Genomic DNA, 21,603 nt, shown 5'->3' with positions numbered 1-21,603 from the left:
ATGCTGCACTCAAAATTATAATTACATTTTCAGGTCTACGGTCTTTTTAAGTGACTCGCTCAGCGAATTAATGGAATTGATTAAATTCGCCAGCATTTTTTTGAGAGATTGGCTAAAATCCAGGTAATTCAACGGCGCATTCTGCTTAAAGTCTTGCAGTCCACTTTGAATCAAGTTAGCTAGTTTGACAGTTTCCCCCTCCAGAAGATTGACTTCTTTCTTGGTTATGTTGACTTTAGCTGTGTCACCTTCAATTTCAATAGCGCGGTTAGTAGCTTCTCTCCCTATTTTCTCATTCTCGCTACTTGTCCAAAAAGCACTACCAGCCAAAGCTACACCACCAATCCCCCAGCCAATCGGCCCTGCTAGTGCCAGCAGTGCATTTCCAGCCACCATACCGCCACCACCCACAGTAAGAGCGCCACCTCCTAACCAGGCTAAAGCAGCATTAACGGCCGCTGCACCGGAAAGAGAAGCAATCGCAGTACCTGTTGAGGCTGTTCCAAAAGTTGTGGCAATTGCCATTGCTGCTGCTGGCCCAAAACAGGCAACTCCTGCTCCAGCCATTACTCCTGCACCACCTGCTGCTGCTCCTACATTGCTGTTATGAGCCGAATAAATTAGATCCCAATCTTTGCCAGTAATTTCCTTGAGCTGAAACTTCAGTTTGGTAACGACTTTGCTAAACTCTTTTGGCGAGTTTGCCAACGTGTTAATGTAATTTTCGCATAGTTGGATAATCTCAACCCCACGATTAACTCGCGTTTGATAAAGACTTCCAGCGGCATTTTGTAAATACTCACAATCTCTTTGGTACTTTTCTACTGCACGGCGCAGTTTCTCTTGTGCCTCTTTTTTGTATTCGTGGTTAAACATTTACGGGTAAATACCTAATTATGAGGAGTTTGTGTTGATAACTCTGTCGAGCAGAAAACTCTACCGCGCAAGCAGTGAGTCTTGCCCCGATTCCAGATGTAAAATTAATCACGATCCTGCTTTCCTTGATACTAACCTAACTACCTTTAACAAAGAAACTAATAAGCATTAGGAATCGTGTTAGACTTTGATTATAAAAAATCCAGAAACCTATCCCCTGCAATGGCATCCTCTAACGATCGCTTCTCCGAAGCTGCCCGCGACTGGGACTTAGAAACCCTCTACACAGACCTAGCATCCGCCAAGGGAAAGCGGCTCACGCCCACAGAAAAACAACATCTACGGGGTTTACTCTGCGGCTACAGTCCCGCCGAAATTGCGGAAACCCTCAGTAAAAACCCCAAGGGAATTGCCGTAGATTTCTGTAATACTTTATACCAATATGTAAAAAACCTTGTAGGCAAAGCGGATGAAAAGGTAGAAAACTGGAGGAAAATTTGTGAATGGCTGGAGGACGCAGGATATAAAACTCAGCCGTCTCCCAAACCTGAATCAGACGATTGTTTATCCGCAAAAATTATAATAAAAAAAGCAAATGTAGTTCTTGATAAAAATCAAATCATAGTTGATATAAACCTGCGAATAGTGGCCTCCTCACCTTCAGAAATTCCCATCATAGAAAACTTCGACATCAATGGCAATGGTGCAAACTAACGAAAGTACGATCGCACTCCTCATAACAAACCACACTTAAATACCCCCTTTATTCTTCAGTCCGCGCAGGCGGACTTTATTTGTGTAGACGCGGTTTCAACCGCCGAGTATCTTTTTAACATAATTTGCGACTTTAGATAGGGGCCAATTCTCCAAGCACGAAGTTATACTCTTAACATCTATTAAAAGCGATCGCCCGCCCCAACCAAAATGTACGTCCAAACATTGCTAAAACCAGACGGCCGCCCACTCACACTCTACAGCCGCTACCCAATCCCAGAAGGAATCGCGGCCGTAAGTCCCAGCAATGAACCCGTACAGGCGAACCCGCACTTTCGCTGGCATCCTTTGCGGGGGGAATGGGTAGCATACGCCAGCCACCGCCAGGGAAGAACTTTCATGCCGCCGCCGGAATACAACCCGCTGGCTGCTACAATTAATCCCAAATTCCCGACAGAATTGCCGCCTGGAGATTACGATGTAGCTGTTTTTGACAACCGCTTTCCCTCGCTGACTTTGCAGGCAAAAAACGCACCTGCAAGTATTGTGGAAACTCTTCCCGCTAAGGGCATTTGCGAAGTCGTTGTTTTCACTCAAGATCCAGAGGCTTCCCTCGGCGCTTTGGAGTTAAGTCACTTAGAATTGCTGTTAGAAGTCTGGGCAGATCGCACTTCAGTTATCGGCAGCAATCCCGAAATTCAATACGTCTTGCCTTTTGAAAATCGCGGCGTAGAAGTCGGAGTAACTTTGCACCATCCCCACGGTCAAATTTACGCTTATCCGTTTGTGCCACCAGTGCCAGCGCGGATGTTAGAATGTCAATCAGTTTACTATCAAAAAAATAGTAGCGGTTTGCTGCAAGATTTGATTCAAAAAGAGATTGCCGACAAACAGCGAATTATTTATTTAGACGAAGAGGCGATCGCCTTTGTCCCCGCTTGCGCCCGCTACCCTTACGAAGTGTGGATTGCCCCGATCGCCCCCGCTGCCACGTTTATCGATCTTACCGAAAAACAGCGTCAATCACTCGCTAAAGCCTTAAAAACAGTCACCCTCAAATATGACGGTTTGTGGCACCGCCCGTTTCCCTATTTGATGGCTTGGTTTCAGGGGCCCACAGACGGGAAACCGCATCCAGAAGCGCATTTGCACGCCCAATTTTATCCGCCCTATCGATCGAGCGATCGGCTAAAATATCTAGCAGGAACCGAACTAGCCGCCGGAATGTTTGCCAACGACGCTTTACCCGAAGAAAAAGCTAAAGAATTGCAAGCAGTACCTATCGATTTTAGATTTTAGATTTTAGATTTTAGATTTTAGAGATTGTAGATTTTAGATTTAGGAAATGTAAACTAAAATCAGTGATTTTCTTCCTTCTTCCTTCTTCCGACTTTCATCGGACTGACATCCGTTACATCCGTTACAGAATCCGTTGCCGAACTTCCTTCTTCCTTGTTTCATATATGATAAACTCATTAAACCCAGAAGTTGACTGCAAACTCGAATTCATCCGCAAAGCCTTAACCGAAACAGGAGCGATCGCCCTTCGCTTGCGCGGTACAGACTGGTTTGCTTGGGCCACAGCCGGCGGTTCCCATACAGTATTGCTAACCGCAGAAACCGGAGTTGCAGAAATATTAATTACCGCCGAAAACGCTTGGGTTCTCACCGATGAAATCGAAGCCCAGCGCTTGCAAGATGAAGAATTGCCAGCCAACTTTCAAATGCACATCTATCCTTGGGCAGATGTTTCACAGCGCGAAGCTTTTGTCAAAGAAATTACTGGTGGCGGTAACGTGATGAGCGATCGGTCAATTTATCCCAAAGAAACACCAATAATCGCATCTTTACAGTCTCGCAAACAGACAATGATGTCAAGCGAATTAGAGCGATACCGACGAGTCGGGCGTTTAGCCAGCGAAGCGATGACAGAGGTACTTTCCGCAGCAAAACCAACATGGACAGAATATCAGCTAGCGGGAGCCGGTGCAGAGGCATTGTGGGCGAGAGGTTTGCATCCAGCCCTGACATTAGTTGCTGGAGAAAGGCGTTTGCCGCTGTACCGCCACGCCACCGCAACCGCCGAAGAAATTGGGCGGCAAGCAATGTTAGTCTTTTGCGCGAGGGGATGGGGTTTGTATGCAAATTTAACCAGATTTGTCAGTTTCGACTTTCTTGGAGAAAAGCATTCAGAGTTGCACCGACAAGTCAGAGAAATTGAAGCGGCCGCGCTGAATTCGTGCCGGCCGGGAGTATCGCTGAATGCGGTTTATGATACCCTTAAAACTGCCTACGAAGAGCACGCATATCCTCAAGCAATTAGGCAACACCATCAAGGCGGAACTACCGGATATTTAGCGCGAGAAGTTGTGGCAAATCCGGCTACTTCAGATATGTTAGCCGAAAATATGGCTGTGGCTTGGAATCCGAGTTTGTCGGGAGCAAAAATAGAAGATACGTTTGTAATTCACAGCGATGGAACGTTGGAAAATTTGACATTCGATCCGAATTGGCCGAGTGTAGAAGTAGCGGGAAGATTGCGCCCAGTACCGCTGGAAATATGGGACGATCGACCATTGTCCATTTAACTTATCGCTCTATGTCCATCTCAGGCGCGATCGAGCCATCATGACCTGGAAAACGATACTTTCATTTATTGTCAGTGCAACAGTTCTGACTCTGTTGAGCGGTTGGTTGATGGTCGCAAATCTCCTGCCGATTCAAGCCGCGATCGACTACAGCGAGCGGGCACAGGCTTTGCTACCCATAGGTGCAGGTCTGACATTGACCCCAAACGGATTAAATAACGTGAGTTCGGGTTAAGCAACGAAGAGCAACCGAATTAATCCGATACGGTCATCTGATTGTGTCTGCGAGCAGCTAAGGCTAATTCAAAGCCTATCTTGAGTTGGTCAGCTTGATCCGAGGCATGGGATGCTTCTCCTCCTTGCCTTGCTTTGAGTTGTAACGGTGAGGCGATCGCAATCCGTTCCTCTTCATAATCAGTAAGAGCTTTAGCAACCGAAGGAGTATCCTGCAAGTTCAGCCCCTTGAGTTTTTTTGTTAAAGCAACAGCATCCTCAAATGCCATAGTAGCCCCTAATCCTAAGGACGGTCGCATCGGGTGAGCTGCATCTCCTAATAAGGTGATTCTCTCTCTATCTCCCCATTGGGAGACCGGTTCCCTATCGAACACGCCAGTTTCCACAATGGTGGTAGGGTCAGTTGCTCGAATAACCCTTTCAACAAAGGGAGTCCATTGGTCAAAAACTTGGAGAACCATAGCTAAAACATCGGTACTCTTCTCTGAAGTCGGATGGAGTGCAGTCCCTCCCCAAGCCAGTACCTCGGCTCCTGCATCCATAATCCAAAAATTTTTCTGGTCTCCGACCACCAGTTGAAAACCAGCCCCTTCTGCAAAGGGTTCAGCGAGGGGGGCTAGGATTTGACGGGGCAAGATTCCTCGCCAAGTCATGGTTCCAGTGTACAGAGGCGCACCATCTCCCACGGTAAGACCGCGAACCACGGAGTAATACCCATCGGCACCAATTAACACTCGTGCGCCAACATCGGGCTGATTCTCAAAGTGCAAATGTAAGGGAGGCTTGGACGCATCGGCGACCTTAGTGAAGTTGACAAACTTATGGTTGAGGTGAAGGGATACGGTAGGTGGCAGTGTGTTGTGCAGTGAGCTTTGTAGGTTATACCACGCTAGCCAAGTGAAGGGAGTACCAGCCAAGGGCGATTCATCAGAAAACAGCACCTCGCCATTGGGTCTCATCAGCAGTTGTCGCTGTGGGTTGGCAGCTAAGGCACGAACTTGGGTAGCGAGATCGGCATCGATCAGAGCCAATGCCTTATACCCCGCTTCTGCCAACCCTAGGGCAGCGCCGATGGGACGTAAAGCTCTAGCTCGTTCAAACACACCTACCGAAAAACCTAAATTGGCTAGCCCATGGGCTGCACATAGTGCGCCTGGTCCTGCACCAATAATGGCGATATCGAAAGTTGGGGTTTCACTCATTTTTAGATACCGTTAAAAGCAGCAGCGACGAAAGCGATTGCCTTGGGCACTAGCGAAGCTAATCGCGCTTCGTGTGAGATGATGTAGTTTCTGCTTGATAGTAATACACTCACGCACTAATTGATAAAAGAGACCTCTTGCAAAAGAAGGCGGGCGCGATCGCAACCTGTAACAAGCGTGCATACCAACTATAGCTTCAACAATCGCGCGGGGTCAAAGTTTTTAGGATTGTATCGAGTCAATTTATATATCGCCACCGTCGGTTCGGATGAAGATTTAATCTGATAGCTGGACTCTATAATTATCAACTCAATAAAGTTCAAAACTTGATGTAGCTCAGCTTAAAAAATCGCAAAAAATTCTCTAATACAAGATGAATTTCAAGAATGGATATACAGCTACAAGCCTGCGTAAACCGTTGAATTTGTGCTGATTAAAAATGCTGGCATCATGCCGCAACCGGCACTCGAACATAATAAATAAAGGAGGTATTTAAGCTGGATTTAGATTAAACTCTCAATACAGGTCTTTCGGGATTTTCGGGATTGGGAATTAGACGCTGATTTTTGCAATCTACTAGCAAATCTAAAGTTTCTAACACAGTTTGACCGATTAGCACCATATCGCCTAAAACCATTGCCGCCTCAATAGTTTCGCGCCCTTCCAGTTCAATGATAATAGGCCCAGTCAATCCCACTGTTTCTTGTCGGCCATCGGCATATTTTGCTATTTCCTGACTCCGAATTCTTAAACCGAGCTGTTCGCAGACTTCTACAGGAATAGCTGTGCGTACTGCACCAGTATCTATGAGTGCTTCTGCTTCGTACAGGCGCAACAGATTTGGATTGAGCACTCCTCGACTCACTAAGGCTTCATCAATGGCATTCGTTAGCTTGACTTTGACTCGAACTGCACCGATATTTTTGCTGCTTTGACTTCGATCGCGATCGAGATTTATCATATCGCCTCTCTTTTCGTCTAGAAAGTCTACCTTTGATTATAGCTTGAAATCCGTGCAGCCACAGGTGTTAACCTGTAGGCTGCAACCGCACGCAAAATATCTCTAAAGACTATTCATCTTCAGCATAGATAAATCGATACAATTCGCTCGGATCTGGCTCAGGGCTTTTCTCCGCAAAATCTACCGCATCATCAATTACTGCTTGAATCTTATTATCGATCTCTTTTAATTCTTCAGCAGTTGCCAAAGTTCGATCGATCAAATCAGCAGCCAACTTCTTAATCGGATCGCGGGGGAACCAATATTCCTTCTCTTCTTTAGAACGCAACTCGTCGGGATCTGCCAAAGAATGGCCGCGAAAACGATAAGTCAAAGCTTCGATCAAAGTCGGCCCTTCGCCGGCCCGCGCCCGCGCTACAGCTTCCTTTGCCACTTCCCGAACCGCCAAAACATCCATCCCGTCAACCTCGACGCCAACCATGCCAAAAGCATGAGCTTTCTTGTAAATCATGGGGTCAGAAGTAGCTCGTTCGTGGGCCATCCCGATCGCCCATTTGTTGTTTTCGACAACATAAAGAATCGGCAACTTCCACAAAGCCGCCATATTCAAACACTCAAAAAACTGCCCGTTATTTGCAGCACCATCGCCAAAAAAACAAGCAGTTACCCCATCGGAACTCTCATCGCCCAAAGCTTCGCGGCGGTACTTCGATTGAAAAGCCGCCCCCGTAGCTACAGGAATCCCCTCAGCCACAAAAGCATAACCTCCCAACAGTCGGTGTTCGGCCGAAAACATATGCATCGAACCGCCGCGGCCCTTCGAGCAACCAGTTTCCTTTCCGAACAACTCCGCCATTACCTCCCGCGCCGGCACGCCCGCGCTCAAAGCGTGAACGTGATCGCGGTAGGTGCTGCTGACGTAATCGGTGTCATCCCGGCGCATCGATCGAATCACGCCAGTAGACACAGCTTCCTGACCGTTGTACAAGTGGACAAAACCAAACATTTTGCCCCGGTAGTACATCTCAGCACACTTGTCCTCAAAGTAGCGCCCCAAGACCATATCCTCGTAGAGCATCAAGCCCTCATCCCGAGAAATGTTTACGCTTTGCGCGTCAAAAACTGGTAAAGTCCGTTCCTGAACCATAAATAATTAATACCCGACGATCGGCTTCCTAGACATCTAAATTTAAACCCAGATGGGACACAACCGCAGCAGAAAACGATCGCACTTTTGCTCCGCAGCAGTTCACCAATTGTTAAAATGAGTTTGGCAGGCGGGGCCGATTGCCCGGACTCGGAGAACCAACTCCCATCTAAACCCCATGCCGACGAATGATATAATTCCATTACTCTCAAACCCGAAAATGCTCAAGAGTCAAACAACTCATTTAGCTCAGGGGCAGTGGGGCTTTCCATTTTCCTTGCTGTAAAACCCTGTAGAGGGAAAAAAATCACATTATCTCTACCGTAACTCCAACATACCGTGAATTGGGCGGTTGGAAGCCAACACCAGAATTTTTGATTTGGTTTGCGGGAGTATCTCACTTAAGATAGGCTAATTCAGTTGCTAGCGCTTTGGGGAAGTGGACAGTGTTAATTCCACTAGATTACTACCGGATTTTGGGTCTACCGATTCAAGCTACTGCCGAACAGTTGCAGCAGGCTCACCGCGATCGAACTTTACAGCTTCCGCGCAGGGAGTATTCCGAAGTTGCGATCGTGGCCCGCAAACAACTGCTCGATGAAGCCTGCGCCGTTCTGTCAGACTCAGACGAGCGCAAAGCTTACGATGCCAGTTTTTTAGCCAAAACTTACGATCGAGAGTCGGAAGCCGCACAGGAAGCCAAGCACCAGAGGTCGAAAACCTCAGCAGGCACGGCCACAGTCCTGCAAGACGCAGGAGAAACAGCTCCGGCAGAGTCCAAGCCTTTAGAGGCTGCTCCCGACCCCCACACTCCAAGTATTGAAATCGATGACAACCAATTCGTAGGAGCCCTGCTCATACTGCAAGAACTGGGGGAATACGAACTCGTACAGAAGCTGGGTCGCCCGTATCTTAACAATGGCAGCATCGCGATCGCAGAAGGTCGTTTCGGCGACCCCCAGCTCGTGCGGCCAGATATAGTTTTAACCGTCAGCCTTGCCTGTCTAGAACTCGGCCGCGAACAGTGGCAGCAAGGTCAGTACGAAAATGCCGCAAAATCATTAGAAGCAGGCCAAGAAGTGCTGCTGCGCGAAAGCCTATTTGCAAGCGTGAGGGGTGAAATGCAAGCCGACCTATACAAACTGCGTCCGTACAACATTTTAGAGCTACTATCCCTCCCTGAAGAAAAAGTTGCCGAGCGTCGCCGGGGACTGCAAATCCTGCGAGAAATGCTTCAAGAACGGGGCGGCATCGACGGTTCGGGAGACGATCGATCGGGTTTAGGAATAGAAGACTTCCTCCGCTTCGTGCAGCAATTGCGCAAACACCTAACCAGCAGCGAGCAGCAGACGCTATTTGAAGCCGAAGCCGGCCGCCCCTCCGCAGTCGCCACTTACCTCTCGGTCTACACCCTGTTAGCCCAAGGATTTGCCGCCAGACAGCCATCGATGATCCGTCGCGCCAAGCTGATGCTGATGCAGCTCGGCCGCCGCCAAGACGTTCACCTGGAAAAAGCCGTTTGTTCCCTGCTGCTGGGCCAGACAGAAGAAGCCAGCAGAGCCCTCGAACTCAGTTCGGAAAAAGAACCCCTCGCCTTCATTCGCGAACATTCCCAAGATTCTCCCGATTTGTTGCCCGGACTGTGCTTGTACGCCGAACACTGGCTGCAAGAGGAGGTGTTTCCCCACTTCCGCGACTTGGCCAACCAGTCAGTCTCCTTGAAAGATTACTTTGCCGACCCGAAAGTACAAGCTTACCTAGAAGCTTTGCCACAGGACGCAGAAACCGCCAACGAATGGGTCGTGGTGCAGCCCCGCTCGGGCAAGCCCGCGGCGCGGCTGCAACCGACAGCAGGCCGATCGCCCGCAGCAGTAACCCCACCATCCGCCCCGCAGGGAGCTAGTACCGTCACCTTGACCCCCGTACCTGCCGAGACCGAAACCGCAGCCTCAGGCCCGAAATTCCAGGCAACGGCTGCTGCGGCGAGCACTGCTGCCGCCGTCTCTCTCCCGACAGCTACGGCGGGACAGCCCGCAGACTCAACTTCCAAGCATCGCAGGCGCCAACATTCAGGGCGCAGCGGAGCAACCGGCAAGGCGCTAACAGGCGATTTGGTCGATCGGGCGCGCACTAAGGCAGCAGAACTTTCCGCCCAAGTCAAGTCTATGCCTCGAAACAGACTGGCTCTGTTTCTAGTCGCAGGTGTCCTGAGCCTTTTACTGCTGTGGTTCATACTCAGTCTGTTGGCGAGCGCGATGCAAGCCCTCTCGGGCCCATCCCTGCAAGGAGAGCACGCCCGCGTCGGGTTTGAAGCAGCGCCCATAGAAATCCCGGCTGTTTCCGTGGCCCCAGAGCCTGGCGCTGCAGCCCCGGTGTCGGGAGAAATCACTGAAGAATCAGCAGAACAAATAGTTCAAGGCTGGCTGTCGGCGAAAGCAGCGGCTTTGGGCCCCAACCACACTGTGGAAGAATTAAAGCAAGTTCTGACAGAACCGGCTTTGTCTCGCTGGCAATTGATGGCAGACGCTCAAGAGCGAAACAACGCGCATCAGCGTTACGTACACAAGCTGCAAGTTAATGGAGTTAAGACGAATCCGACTAATCCCGATCGCGCCCAAGTAGAAGCCCAAGTAGCGGAAAAAGCCGAAGTGTTCGATCGCGATCAGCTCGTTTCTTCCCGCAACGAAAACCTGCGGGTGCGCTACGACTTGATCCGCCAAGACGGACAGTGGCGGATTATGGATTGGCAAGTGATTAAGTAAGGAATTGGTAATTGGTAATTGGTAATTTCTGCTTGCTAGTTGCTAATTACCAATTTCTAATTGTTAGTTAAATTTTTAATCCCAAAAGCTGGAGTTTTGAATTGCAGATTATTGTTGAAGGCTGGCGTTTTATTTATCATTCCTATTGCGTAGCCAATCAATTTCAACTGCTGGAAATGCTCGATCGCCCGCGAGGACAAATTGAGCTTTTCCACCGCGATATGCCTTACATAGACGCAGCTTGGGAGACGAAAGTTAGTTTGTTCGATCGCCCAAATGAAACATTACTCCGCAGCATTAAGAACCCTGCCGCAAATCAGTCAGCGGATGTTACGCTGCGAATGTACTGCCCGTGGGACTTCTCGGCATCCAGCAGCGCCGCCACTTGGGTATTTGCAGCCACAGAATGGGGGATTGTTACCAGTACAGTATTGCAGGCGATGGGGGTTAAGTCGATCGCCCAAACCCCGGTTAATTCAGAAACCAAAATTATTACACCGTCGGCGTGGTCAAAAGCCGGCTTAATTCGCAGCGGTGTTGAGGCCGATCGCATTGCCGTCGTACCTTTGGGAGTCGATCCTAAGATTTATTATCCTCTCTCGGGCGATCGGCGTCAATCGCTGCGCCAAAGCTTTGGCTGGTCAAACTATTTTATATTTTTAAACATCGGAGGGCAAACGGATCGCAAAGGTATTCGCCCTTTATTAAAAGCCTTCGCTGCGGTAGTTGACAAATATCCAGATGCGAGATTAGTTTTAAAAGGTTCAGAACTGCTTTATCCGTCGAGAGACGAGATTGCTGAAGCCAGCCGAGTTGTCCTCGACGATGCTGAAAGAGCGAGAGTTTTACCGAGATTAATTTATACTGGCAGCCAGCTATCTTTTGCTCAAATAGCTGAGTTTTACCAAGCAGCAGATGCTTATGTTTCTCCCTATTTAGCAGAAGGTTTTAATCTGCCGGTGTTGGAAGCTGCTGCTTGCGGTTTGCCGGTTATTTGCACTGCGGGCGGCCCTACGGATGATTTTACGCGATCGGACTTTGCACTGCGGATTGAAAGTAAATTGACGGCTGTGGCGAGCGATGGGGAAACTTTATTTATCCTAGCTCCTGAGTGGGAACATTTGACTGATTTGATGCGAATTGCGATCGAGCAGCCTGGTATAGCTGCGAAAGCTAGGGTTGCGGGCCCGGGTTTTGTGGCGGAAAATTTTACTTGGAGGCGCGTAGTCGATCGATTGTTGGAGGTTATGGGAGGAGATAAAAAGAGAGAGGAGAAGTCTATTTTTGAGCCAATAATTTTGTAGTTTGGCGTTTCAAGCCCTAGATGGGGAAATAGGTTTTTTCCGGCCTTTGAGGAGGCGAAGCGATCAGCGGTTTGTGGCACGTTTCAATCCCTGATAGGGTTTTAGGTTTTTTCCGGCTTCAATTACCTACGGCAACGGCATGGGCAGAGCAAATGTAGTTTCAATCCCTGATAGGGTTTTAGGTTTTTTCCGGCTTGCCCGGTCAAGCTGTGGTGGCTGAGCAAGGAAGTTTCAATCCCTGATAGGGTTTTAGGTTTTTTCCGGCGTGCCGTATCATATTTGTGGTTATCTGTCCATTCTTCGGCGTTTCAATCCCTGATAGGGTTTTAGGTTTTTTCCGGCACGATCGACCTGTTGAGCACCCTGCGAGATTTGGTTTCAATCCCTGATAGGGTTTTAGGTTTTTTCCGGCCTGGGCCGCTGTGGGGAACTGCTGGGCGGGAAAAACTGTTTCAATCCCTGATAGGGTTTTAGGTTTTTTCCGGCACAGGTCATAGAAGCATTAACTCTCTAATTCGTTATATTGTTTCAATCCCTGATAGGGTTTTAGGTTTTTTCCGGCTTGCAGCGAGCCGTCGATAGGGTGAACCTTGTTGTTTCAATCCCTGATAGGGTTTTAGGTTTTTTCCGGCTCTTGATACCCAGCGCTGTCAAATCCTCAGTTGACAAGTTTCAATCCCTGATAGGGTTTTAGGTTTTTTCCGGCGTCGCAGCTTCAAATCAAAGTCTCAGAGCTGGCTCAGTTTCAATCCCTGATAGGGTTTTAGGTTTTTTCCGGCGCTGCTGATTCTCTTTCCTTAATCCACAGTTCGATCGCTTCGTTTCAATCCCTGATAGGGTTTTAGGTTTTTTCCGGCGCAAAGAATCGGGCCACGAATTTTGGCAGATGGTTCAATGCAGTTTCAATCCCTGATAGGGTTTTAGGTTTTTTCCGGCCTTGAGCCGAATTATTCTTGTAAGGTAAGCGAGTTACAGTTTCAATCCCTGATAGGGTTTTAGGTTTTTTCCGGCCTTGAGCCGAATTATTCTTGTAAGGTAAGCGAGTTACAGTTTCAATCCCTGATAGGGTTTTAGGTTTTTTCCGGCCAGTGTCAGCTACGCCAACAAACTTGTCAGCAATGTCCGCTACGTTTCAATCCCTGATAGGGTTTTAGGTTTTTTCCGGCCTTATTAATTTTTGCGCAATTGGATAGGTAAGGTTGTTTCAATCCCTGATAGGGTTTTAGGTTTTTTCCGGCCTCCAGCGTAGCTGATCGGCTTGTGCGAGTCATGTTTCAATCCCTGATAGGGTTTTAGGTTTTTTCCGGCCAAGGGGCGATGCTTCGACTTCCTCTCTGAATGTTTTAAGTTTCAATCCCTGATAGGGTTTTAGGTTTTTTCCGGCGAACATTCTAATAAATTAGCTCGATTGTGGATACGTTTCAATCCCTGATAGGGTTTTAGGTTTTTTCCGGCTTTTGATGGAAATCAATCTTACAGCGATATGCTCGTTTCAATCCCTGATAGGGTTTTAGGTTTTTTCCGGCCAAATATCATGCTCTTCTTCATCGGAAATATTTTCGTTTCAATCCCTGATAGGGTTTTAGGTTTTTTCCGGCTTGCCTTCTTCGATCGCCAGTTGGTCTAAAATTTCGATAGTTTCAATCCCTGATAGGGTTTTAGGTTTTTTCCGGCTATAAATATTGCTTTATTGTTTCTTCCCTTACTACGTTTCAATCCCTGATAGGGTTTTAGGTTTTTTCCGGCAGCGATCGGCATAACCCTAATTCTGCCGCCGCGACGTTTCAATCCCTGATAGGGTTTTAGGTTTTTTCCGGCCTCAAAGATGATCGCCGACTGGTTGGCGAAATTTGGTTTCAATCCCTGATAGGGTTTTAGGTTTTTTCCGGCCCAAAGATAAAAAGTCGAAGGGTGTTTAGTCCTCGTTTCAATCCCTGATAGGGTTTTAGGTTTTTTCCGGCTTTTAGATCGGGCATGAAAAACCCATGAGATCTCAAGTTTCAATCCCTGATAGGGTTTTAGGTTTTTTCCGGCCTGCGTCAGGCGAGTTATAGAGAAAGAGCGACAGGTTTCAATCCCTGATAGGGTTTTAGGTTTTTTCCGGCCTTTTTGTCCCTGAGGTTGCTGCAATGGCCGGAGAGTTTCAATCCCTGATAGGGTTTTAGGTTTTTTCCGGCCCGTAGGAATTCGGTGGAAACGTTTCTTCATTAAAGTTTCAATCCCTGATAGGGTTTTAGGTTTTTTCCGGCCTCACATTTACCTTAAATTCCTTGACAGTGGCAAGTTTCAATCCCTGATAGGGTTTTAGGTTTTTTCCGGCCTAGCTCGATAAACCCTTCAAGTTGAAGCAAACTGTGTTTCAATCCCTGATAGGGTTTTAGGTTTTTTCCGGCCTTTAGATTTTTAGGTGGTATGCAAGCCATAATGCCTTCGGGGTTTCAATCCCTGATAGGGTTTTAGGTTTTTTCCGGCTGTAAGGTTCGCTGGGAGTTAGAAGGAGGAAGTAGCGGAAGTTTCAATCCCTGATAGGGTTTTAGGTTTTTTCCGGCCTGACGGCTCCACAAAAGAAGCGTTGACATTCCAAAGTTTCAATCCCTGATAGGGTTTTAGGTTTTTTCCGGCCTAATATACCAATTGCTAGCTTCGGCCAAGTCGACAGTTTCAATCCCTGATAGGGTTTTAGGTTTTTTCCGGCCTTTTCTGGTTTCAACACTTATCTGTTTGCCTTTGTGTGTTTCAATCCCTGATAGGGTTTTAGGTTTTTTCCGGCCCTAAAAAACTGAGTTTTTAAACTATTAAAACTTTCGTTTCAATCCCTGATAGGGTTTTAGGTTTTTTCCGGCTCGCCGTTGGAGAATCAACGCTCCCAACTTGTGAAGTTTCAATCCCTGATAGGGTTTTAGGTTTTTTCCGGCCGCGATTTTTACAGAAATCTATGTCAATTACCGTTACCCGTTTCAATCCCTGATAGGGTTTTAGGTTTTTTCCGGCCGCTAATTTCGTCTTTAAAGCGCCACTCGTCCGAGGTTTCAATCCCTGATAGGGTTTTAGGTTTTTTCCGGCCTCCAGCACTTTGTAAGTTTCGGAAGTTTCGTTAGTTTCAATCCCTGATAGGGTTTTAGGTTTTTTCCGGCCGCGGTTCTGTGAATCCTTCCCCTACTCCTCGATAGTTTCAATCCCTGATAGGGTTTTAGGTTTTTTCCGGCTTATCCCGGTTTAGTTAAGCTTGATATTAGGATGTTTCAATCCCTGATAGGGTTTTAGGTTTTTTCCGGCCAATTAAAAAAAATGGACAAAATAGTGTTGGAGAGTTTCAATCCCTGATAGGGTTTTAGGTTTTTTCCGGCCTTTCTGTAGTTCTTGCTTTTGAGTTTCAGTAATCTTGTTTCAATCCCTGATAGGGTTTTAGGTTTTTTCCGGCCTAATGACGACTTACATCAAAAACCGCAGCTTGAATGTTTCAATCCCTGATAGGGTTTTAGGTTTTTTCCGGCCCTAAACCCGCACCTTCTCCACTTGCAGTCAGTTTGTTTCAATCCCTGATAGGGTTTTAGGTTTTTTCCGGCCTTGGTAAGTTTGTCGGATCTACTTTTTAGTAATCCAGTTTCAATCCCTGATAGGGTTTTAGGTTTTTTCCGGCTTTAACAGTCTTGTAACGCTTAGCTACTTCCCCAGAAGTTTCAATCCCTGATAGGGTTTTAGGTTTTTTCCGGCCCGCCCGTTCCAGAAGCCTTGCTGTATTTGGTTTTCAAGGTGCAGTTCCGTAAATCTAAAACAAAAGTACCATTCCAGCCTGCGGCTTGTCAATACCAAAAAATTCATACTCACTCCAAAACCTTATCCTGTAAAGCTTTCACAATTTCCGCGAAGCGTTTTTTCAGAGGAGGGGCATCAAACTCTTGCTGCACGTGAGTTTGAGCCGAAAAATTTGATACCCCGATTTTAACACCTACCCATTCACGGAAACTAAGCAAAAAATATTGTGCGATCGGCTGGCACTACCCCACCAATGCGTTCGATCTTACCCTGACAGCAAGCGCACAGCGGGAAAAACAAAATACTGTCTTCGTTGGGTTTGATGACTTTGTTCAGGCGCGATCGCAACTTCGCATACTGAGTCTCGCTCAAATCAGCACACTCAAACACACTGTACTGCATCCACTGCCCATAGGATTTCAGCATTTTGTGAATCTTTGTCCGGCGCTTATCTTCGGAAATATCGTAAGAAATCAGAATGTGCATATCTAGTACAAAACTAAAGGTGGATATTTGTCAATTTCGCCCATCAAATATTTCGCCAACAGCCGCCCTTGAATTTCAAAAGCTTCTTGATACGTGCACTTGCGTTTCAAAACAGGATGCTTAAACTCAGACTGCTTTTTCTTTTCATACAACTTCAGAAACTCTTTCCGTCCCGTTTCCGACAGTCGCACCACATTACTCAGAGGTTCCACAGTAAAATCATTCGGCGTCAGAATCCGGCGGTTAATCGCATTCAAAATGATACTGTCTGCTACCAAAGGGCGGAACTCTTCCATCAAATCAAATGCTAAACCCACGCGACCGTAGCGCTGCATATGAAGGTATCCTAAATAAGGATCAAATCCCACAATATTAATCGCGCTTTGCACATCGTGACGCAGCAGCGTGTAAGCAAAATTCATCAAAGAATTCACCGGATCCGTAGCAGGGCGGTGTCGCGGTTGAAACACAAAGCCTTCCGCGCGAATTAATTGGTTGAAAACTCTGAAATATGCCGCACTTCCAGCACCTTCCTGTGCGCGCAAGGAGTCAATATTGTCAGTTTTGTCAAGTTTGGCGATCGCATTGGAAATCTGCATAATTGCCGAAGCTAAATTGATTTCCGAATGTTCCCGCTGAGTTTGAGATAAACTGGTGCGATAATTCTTCAATTTACCCCGAATAAAACCCCGGACAACATGAATAGCTTGCGGAGTTTCCCCCGCCGCTTTCCACTGAGCATTGCGAACGAAAATGTTTTTACTTAATTCCGGTTCCAGCTTACCCAAATAGTGACCCGTATCCGTGATAAAAGTCAGAGGAATTTTCCGTTGTAACAATTCTGCGATCGCCGCCGGGGAAATAGTCGCCCGTCCCAAAATCACCACTCCATCTAAATGAATCAAAGGCACATCCTGTAAGATTTGATTCTTTGCCTTGACATTCAGCCGTTCATCTGTTTTCCCAATAAACACATCATCTTGATTGATATACAGTGTTCCCACGATCGACTCCTAAATTTGTAGTTTGGATTAATTAGCTTCTTGATAGCGCAGGACTTTCTCAGCAGCTTGCGGCAAACATTGCTGATAAAGGCTGCAACCTTGACAGCGTTTGGTATAATTAGGTCGAGGCATTGTGCCTGTTTGCAGCAAAAATTGGATAGCGGTGATAGTGGCGATCGCCTCCTGTCTCAACCCCTCAGAAATCTCCACTAATTGCCGCTGATGCGACTGCGCATAATACACATATCCAGTCGCAATAGTTTTCCCCGTCATCTCCTCCAAACAAAGCGCTTGGGCGCAAACTTGCAACTCGTCGTTATCCCATTCCCCCTTCCGTCCCCGCTTGTATTCCACCGGATAAATCTCACCCTCAGCCGACTCAATCAAATCCGATTTACCAATTAGTTTGTAGCGCTCAGACTTCAGCCAAATTGCCCGAACCTGCCAAGTTTCATCGCGGTTAATCTCGCCCATCGTGTGAACGCGATCGTGCAAACTCGTCCCTTCAATGGTATACTGATTGTCCGCGAATTCCCCCGCACAAAACATCCGCCAGCAGCGGTGAGCGCAATAGGAATACTGGTTGAGAGATGCGATGGAAATGTAATCAAAATCGTTCATGATTGTAAGGGTTTGTAAGAGATTTGTAATTGGGAATTAGTTATCCGCCAGTCCGCCAGGGGTTGAAACATTTAATTTCCCTGTGGGGGCGAAAGAATGTGAGGAATTAGTGCTCCACCAGTCCGTCAGGGGTTGAAACCCCTGTCTCATAGCTAAAGTCGGTTGAAACCGACTGAAGAAGTAATTTAATCATGGATGATATTTTGAGCTGATAGGTAACAGTAAGCGCAAAGGTTGAAACCAACTGAAGAAGTAATTTAATCATTCATACTTGCAGTCCTCTTAAGAGGACTTTAGCTTTGAGGCAGGGGTTGAAACCCCTGGCGGACTATGGGTTTTACGTTAAGTTATCAAGAACTCTTATTAACAACAATCCGCCGAGTCATTCCCATCCCCATCGGAGTTTTCCTCCCCACCCCGCAGTAAACAGCAAAATCAGCCAAAGCATTAATTTGCTTAATCGCTAAAGGCTCCACATCTCCCAAAATCCGATAACTAACCTCCCCAACCATGCCGACAAAATCGCTTTGATAGTTAGTCAATCTTTCACTTCGGATATTGACAAATGTAGAAAAAAGTGCATCGAAGGAAAGATCGGGAATTGCGATCGGGCTGTACTTATTCCAGCGACTGAGGAGACTATTAAAAACGCAATCTCTAGTAGGAATCACCGAATCGAATTTGCCCTGCCTAAAAGTAGTAGGAGTCGCAAAACTGAAGGCAATTAAGCGATTAGTTTCGGAAGCGCGATCGTACAATTGAGAGTAATCGCAAGCATTAGCCCAAGGCTGATCTACTTGGGGCGTTCCGAGAATCTTAGTAATCATCAAATCGGCAGGCCCGAGATGCCACGGCTTCGACGGATTGAGGTTCAGCCAAAGATTAGTTAATTTGCCAAATAAAGTGTCATCCAGCAGGGTAATTCGCCACCAACAGAGGGTATGTTCTGGAATCGGTTCTGTGTGTTCCCATTGCAGGAAATGGTGTTTTTTGAAAGGGCATTTTTTAGTTTGCAAAGGGCTGAGGGTGAAGGATTTTTGGGCGGTGGCATCGTGGAGGCGATCGCCGAGTTTTTTGTCCACGGAGCTCACGAGGGTGAGAAAGAGGGCGTGCAGGTGTCTTCCGGTGAGGTATCCGGGGGGAATCGGGGCCAGGGGAAGGATGTTGAGGACTAGGCTGTGTGGCATATTGGTTAATGGTTGGTTGTGTTGATTAGGGTGCGATCGCTGTTAAGTCGTCTCCTCTAATGCCTTGGTGTAGGTAATAATTACCGATTTTTTCTGAGCCGTGTTGCCATACTGATATAATAATTTTTCATCAAACCCATTTGTTTTCAGCTTGATGAAAACTCCTGGAAGTTTCACAAAACCTAGTTCTGGCTCATAGGAATATTCTGGATTCCCATCTAGCATGGATGCACCATCATTACTTCGATGTATTTTGATGATAATATCTTTTTGATAGGCAAAGCCCCAGCGTAAATCACGCCTTTCCCATGAAGTCTTTTCTTGGTCATAGTAGCGTTCATAAACATGAGTATTGGCATACTGATTACTCTTGTCTTTTTTGATGGTTAAACGGTCAATTGGCACTGTCACTTGAGGCATATTCTCAATTTTGTCGCCATGAGTTCCATCGTCATAAACTAATGTTGCGGATGGTGTCCAACTCCGAGTAACGACTAGCCCTTTTTCGTGAGCTGGTTGACAAGTTAAGTCAGCACTGTAAACATAGTCATGGAGCATTGAGAATAGTTCGACTACTCGGTAGTCATTAACTTGTTGCGATCGCGAAATACATTTAGCAATTTTCTGAGTTTCAAATTGAGTTAGCTGTTGCAGAGTATCTTGATAAGTTTGCCATCCAGACTCATCCAGCGTATTAGCAAATTCTTGGATAGCATTCCCCACCAAAATCACCTTAGCATCAGAAATATTACCTCGACGGTTGCAGCGTCCCGCTCTTTGAATCAGGTTTTCCGGCGGGCAAATTTCAGAAATTAAGACCTCACTATTCAAATCGCAACCAACCTCGATCGCACTGGTAGTTATTAAAATATAAGGTCTATCGTGGTCATCTCTACTTTTTAGTTGTCGGTAGAGTTCTGGTCTAAGATGCTGGTCAATCCTGCCGTGATACAAGAACAATAATTGTCCCCAATCGTCGGTGCTAGAAATTAACTGTGATTGAACTTGTTGGTAAATGACCGCTGCATCTTTGACCGTTTCAACAACAGCAATGATCCTGCGATTAATTTTAGCTTTCCATTCTTTGAGAACAAGTTGAGCAATTTGCTGCGGGAAAATCTGAGGATTATTTACATTTATTTTAAGGTTGCTGAGCCATTCAAAGCTTCTTTCTTCTGGATAAGATTGCTTTAATGTTCGCTGCTGAAATTGGCGGAGTGCTTCAGCGTTACTAGGATTATCAATGCAATCAATCACATCCAAGTAATCGAAGCGGTCGATATATTCTGGTGGCATAGTAGCTGTCATCAGAATGAGCGAGCGCCCAGCTTCATAAAGTGACTTTACTAAACTTTGAAAATTTGTAAATGCTATCTCATCGTAACTGTGAGCCTCATCAAAACAGATGATAGTTTTTTCATCGCCAGTTTTGTCCCGGTGAATCCTCAAGGGAAATACAAAAGACTTTTGCTTGTCTCCAAAGGCAAAATAACGGTAGATAAATTTGTCCAATGTCGTTAAAATGACATCTGCCTTGTAAAGATGCCGTCTGGGATTGTAAGTTCTCGGTTTAGGTTCCTCTGTTCCATTGCGATAAACCCAGCGTTGCATTTGAGAGCCAGTATCGATGACTAAAGAGATTTCCCGGTCTGGGTTCAGCTCAGAAAAACGTTTTAAATACTTTTCAATTCGGTGTTTTTGGTCTTCTATTAAACTCCTAGCAGGTAGTGGCAAAATTAAACGACTATTTTTTGATAATGCCGGAAATAAAATCGCTTCAAACTTTCCCGAACCAGTAGCCGATTTGAGCAAAAAAGCTGGGTTTTCTGTCTGTTCAATTACCTCAAAAATCATTTTTTGCATGGGGTTAGGCGCAAATCCAGCTAACTGCTGATACCAAAACTCACAATCTCGATTTTGAAACTGCTTGTTTGACGAATAAGGTTTGAGCGTCACTTTTCGAGGTTCTGCTTTTTCTGGCTGACCTTGCTGCTTTTGCCACCATTGTTTAGCAATTGCGTCTAACTTTTTCCCTAAGTCAACATCTCGATTTTCTGTCCGACATTTTTTCAACTCAGCCTTGTCATCCTCAGAAAGACAAAACAACCAATAGTCAAAAGTTAATTCAATTTGGCCGGGCGAGAAAATCCAAGGGTCAACTCGATAAACATTTTGCTCGGAATCATCCTTAGCAATGGTATAATCCATGAAAGTGCGCGACTCGGCTTGCTCGTCATCTCCAATTACCCGACAAGCTAACTCAGCTTCAATTTGATCGCACATTTCTAAAATGTAAAGTTCTCGTGCATAAGCTAAAGGTTCTTCTGCGAGATTATTTGCATACTCCGGATGTTTCTTTAATTCATAAGTATCACGACAGATATCTTTAACCGAAAAATCGTGGTGTCCTTTCGCCAAAGACTCAGCCCACGCATCTTTGCTTTCTGCTAAATACCGATGTCCTCTGAAAGAGTAAATATATTTTTTGAAAATGCCTTTGCTGCTAGTTTCAACTCGCAGATCAAACTTTTGTGGTTTGCCTTTGTCGTGAATTTTTGCTGCTTCCTTAACCCGTTCAAAGGATGAGGAACAAGGAAAGTCATCTCGCTCCCAGTATTCAACTAACTTGATGACATTCCCAACATGATTGCCCAGAGGCTGAAAACGGATTTCATTAGGAATTGCGGGTTCGGGATTGGGGTCACTAGGAAAAAATACACGACCAAAATTATAGGGACGCTGACGTTCTGACTTAGCCATA

At 46.4% G+C, this 21,603-nt stretch carries 16 protein-coding genes and 1 CRISPR repeat array; of the genes, 6 read left to right on the top strand and 10 right to left on the bottom strand.

Annotated elements, in window-relative coordinates; all coding sequences use genetic code 11:
• Positions 1 to 21: 21 nt before the first annotated feature.
• On the bottom strand, positions 22 to 876 hold the full coding sequence (locus QUA20_RS04470; protein ID WP_333185792.1) for a hypothetical protein: 855 nt from the start codon (positions 874 to 876) through the stop codon (positions 22 to 24).
• A gap of 222 nt (positions 877 to 1,098) precedes the next feature.
• Between QUA20_RS04470 and QUA20_RS04465 the strand changes: the two genes are divergently transcribed.
• A complete protein-coding gene (locus tag QUA20_RS04465) occupies positions 1,099 to 1,590 on the top strand; it encodes a helix-turn-helix domain-containing protein (RefSeq protein WP_333185790.1) in 492 nt (163 codons plus the stop codon).
• Between the two features lie 210 nt (positions 1,591 to 1,800).
• Complete coding sequence (gene galT, locus QUA20_RS04460; protein ID WP_333185787.1) at positions 1,801 to 2,889, top strand: galactose-1-phosphate uridylyltransferase; 1,089 nt, start codon at positions 1,801 to 1,803, stop codon at positions 2,887 to 2,889.
• Positions 2,890 to 2,928: 39 nt separating this feature from the next.
• On the opposite strand, the gene QUA20_RS04455 is transcribed toward galT, so the two are convergent.
• Positions 2,929 to 3,066: a hypothetical protein gene (locus QUA20_RS04455; protein WP_333185784.1), complete on the bottom strand. Its 138-nt coding sequence runs from the start codon at positions 3,064 to 3,066 to the stop codon at positions 2,929 to 2,931.
• Here QUA20_RS04455 and QUA20_RS04450 point away from each other — a divergent pair.
• Together QUA20_RS04450 and QUA20_RS04445 are read left to right on the top strand one after the other, a co-directional pair.
• Entirely contained in the window at positions 3,054 to 4,178 is a 1,125-nt protein-coding gene (locus QUA20_RS04450; protein WP_333185782.1) for a M24 family metallopeptidase, read from the top strand. The two genes, QUA20_RS04455 and QUA20_RS04450, sit on opposite strands and share 13 nt — an antisense overlap.
• Positions 4,179 to 4,218: 40 nt before the next feature.
• Positions 4,219 to 4,413, top strand: a complete 195-nt coding sequence (locus QUA20_RS04445) for a hypothetical protein (protein WP_333185779.1) — start codon at positions 4,219 to 4,221, stop codon at positions 4,411 to 4,413.
• 19 nt (positions 4,414 to 4,432) lie between these two features.
• On the opposite strand, the gene QUA20_RS04440 is transcribed toward QUA20_RS04445, so the two are convergent.
• From QUA20_RS04440 to pdhA, 3 genes are all read right to left on the bottom strand, one after another.
• Complete coding sequence (locus tag QUA20_RS04440) at positions 4,433 to 5,614, bottom strand: NAD(P)/FAD-dependent oxidoreductase (RefSeq protein ID WP_333185776.1); 1,182 nt, start codon at positions 5,612 to 5,614, stop codon at positions 4,433 to 4,435.
• A gap of 508 nt (positions 5,615 to 6,122) precedes the next feature.
• A complete protein-coding gene (locus tag QUA20_RS04435) occupies positions 6,123 to 6,575 on the bottom strand; it encodes a clan AA aspartic protease (protein ID WP_333185774.1) in 453 nt (150 codons plus the stop codon).
• Between the two features lie 109 nt (positions 6,576 to 6,684).
• On the bottom strand, positions 6,685 to 7,722 hold the full coding sequence (pdhA, locus tag QUA20_RS04430; RefSeq protein WP_333185771.1) for a pyruvate dehydrogenase (acetyl-transferring) E1 component subunit alpha: 1,038 nt from the start codon (positions 7,720 to 7,722) through the stop codon (positions 6,685 to 6,687).
• A gap of 446 nt (positions 7,723 to 8,168) precedes the next feature.
• On the opposite strand from pdhA, the gene QUA20_RS04425 reads away from it, so the two are divergent.
• Together QUA20_RS04425 and QUA20_RS04420 are read left to right on the top strand one after the other, a co-directional pair.
• Positions 8,169 to 10,484: an IMS domain-containing protein gene (locus tag QUA20_RS04425; RefSeq protein WP_333185768.1), complete on the top strand. Its 2,316-nt coding sequence runs from the start codon at positions 8,169 to 8,171 to the stop codon at positions 10,482 to 10,484.
• Positions 10,485 to 10,585: 101 nt separating this feature from the next.
• Positions 10,586 to 11,788, top strand: a complete 1,203-nt coding sequence (locus QUA20_RS04420; RefSeq protein WP_333185766.1) for a glycosyltransferase family 4 protein — start codon at positions 10,586 to 10,588, stop codon at positions 11,786 to 11,788.
• An 80-nt stretch (positions 11,789 to 11,868) separates the two neighbouring features.
• A CRISPR array of direct repeats spans positions 11,869 to 15,502; the repeat unit is 37 nt; unit sequence GTTTCAATCCCTGATAGGGTTTTAGGTTTTTTCCGGC.
• 252 nt (positions 15,503 to 15,754) lie between these two features.
• On the opposite strand, the gene cas2 is transcribed toward QUA20_RS04420, so the two are convergent.
• From cas2 to cas3, 5 genes are all read right to left on the bottom strand, one after another.
• Positions 15,755 to 16,030, bottom strand: coding sequence for a CRISPR-associated endonuclease Cas2 (gene cas2 / locus QUA20_RS04415; protein ID WP_172188456.1), 276 nt, complete (start codon positions 16,028 to 16,030; stop codon positions 15,755 to 15,757).
• Between the two features lie 2 nt (positions 16,031 to 16,032).
• On the bottom strand, positions 16,033 to 17,034 hold the full coding sequence (cas1d, locus tag QUA20_RS04410; RefSeq protein ID WP_333185762.1) for a type I-D CRISPR-associated endonuclease Cas1d: 1,002 nt from the start codon (positions 17,032 to 17,034) through the stop codon (positions 16,033 to 16,035).
• Positions 17,035 to 17,061: 27 nt separating this feature from the next.
• The gene (gene cas4 / locus QUA20_RS04405) at positions 17,062 to 17,655 is read right to left on the bottom strand and encodes a CRISPR-associated protein Cas4 (RefSeq protein WP_333185760.1); all 594 of its coding nucleotides are present in this window, start codon (positions 17,653 to 17,655) and stop codon (positions 17,062 to 17,064) included.
• A 350-nt stretch (positions 17,656 to 18,005) separates the two neighbouring features.
• Positions 18,006 to 18,842, bottom strand: a complete 837-nt coding sequence (gene cas6, locus QUA20_RS04400) for a CRISPR-associated endoribonuclease Cas6 (protein WP_333185758.1) — start codon at positions 18,840 to 18,842, stop codon at positions 18,006 to 18,008.
• Positions 18,843 to 18,884: 42 nt separating this feature from the next.
• Entirely contained in the window at positions 18,885 to 21,602 is a 2,718-nt protein-coding gene (cas3, locus tag QUA20_RS04395; protein WP_333185756.1) for a CRISPR-associated helicase Cas3', read from the bottom strand.
• Position 21,603 lies beyond the last annotated feature (1 nt).

The sequence above is a fragment of the Microcoleus sp. Pol7_A1 genome, from assembly GCF_036701085.1.
Classification (GTDB): domain Bacteria; phylum Cyanobacteriota; class Cyanobacteriia; order Cyanobacteriales; family Microcoleaceae; genus Microcoleus; species Microcoleus asticus.
Note: the sequence above shows the minus strand (reverse complement) of the source record. Positions and strands in the feature narration are given on the sequence as shown.

What these genes read in the sequence shown, in the direction of transcription:
- QUA20_RS04440 (WP_333185776.1), bottom strand. Translation starts at nt 5,614, where the DNA reads ATGAGTGAAACCCCAACTTTCGATATCGCCATTATTGGTGCAGGACCA.
- pdhA (WP_333185771.1), bottom strand. Translation starts at nt 7,722, where the DNA reads ATGGTTCAGGAACGGACTTTACCAGTTTTTGACGCGCAAAGCGTAAAC.
- cas6 (WP_333185758.1), bottom strand. Translation starts at nt 18,842, where the DNA reads ATGCCACACAGCCTAGTCCTCAACATCCTTCCCCTGGCCCCGATTCCC.
- cas4 (WP_333185760.1), bottom strand. Translation starts at nt 17,655, where the DNA reads ATGAACGATTTTGATTACATTTCCATCGCATCTCTCAACCAGTATTCC.
- QUA20_RS04450 (WP_333185782.1), top strand. Translation starts at nt 3,054, where the DNA reads ATGATAAACTCATTAAACCCAGAAGTTGACTGCAAACTCGAATTCATC.
- QUA20_RS04455 (WP_333185784.1), bottom strand. Translation starts at nt 3,066, where the DNA reads ATGAGTTTATCATATATGAAACAAGGAAGAAGGAAGTTCGGCAACGGA.
- QUA20_RS04445 (WP_333185779.1), top strand. Translation starts at nt 4,219, where the DNA reads ATGACCTGGAAAACGATACTTTCATTTATTGTCAGTGCAACAGTTCTG.
- QUA20_RS04470 (WP_333185792.1), bottom strand. Translation starts at nt 876, where the DNA reads ATGTTTAACCACGAATACAAAAAAGAGGCACAAGAGAAACTGCGCCGT.
- cas2 (WP_172188456.1), bottom strand. Translation starts at nt 16,030, where the DNA reads ATGCACATTCTGATTTCTTACGATATTTCCGAAGATAAGCGCCGGACA.
- galT (WP_333185787.1), top strand. Translation starts at nt 1,801, where the DNA reads ATGTACGTCCAAACATTGCTAAAACCAGACGGCCGCCCACTCACACTC.
- QUA20_RS04465 (WP_333185790.1), top strand. Translation starts at nt 1,099, where the DNA reads ATGGCATCCTCTAACGATCGCTTCTCCGAAGCTGCCCGCGACTGGGAC.
- QUA20_RS04435 (WP_333185774.1), bottom strand. Translation starts at nt 6,575, where the DNA reads ATGATAAATCTCGATCGCGATCGAAGTCAAAGCAGCAAAAATATCGGT.
- cas3 (WP_333185756.1), bottom strand. Translation starts at nt 21,602, where the DNA reads ATGGCTAAGTCAGAACGTCAGCGTCCCTATAATTTTGGTCGTGTATTT.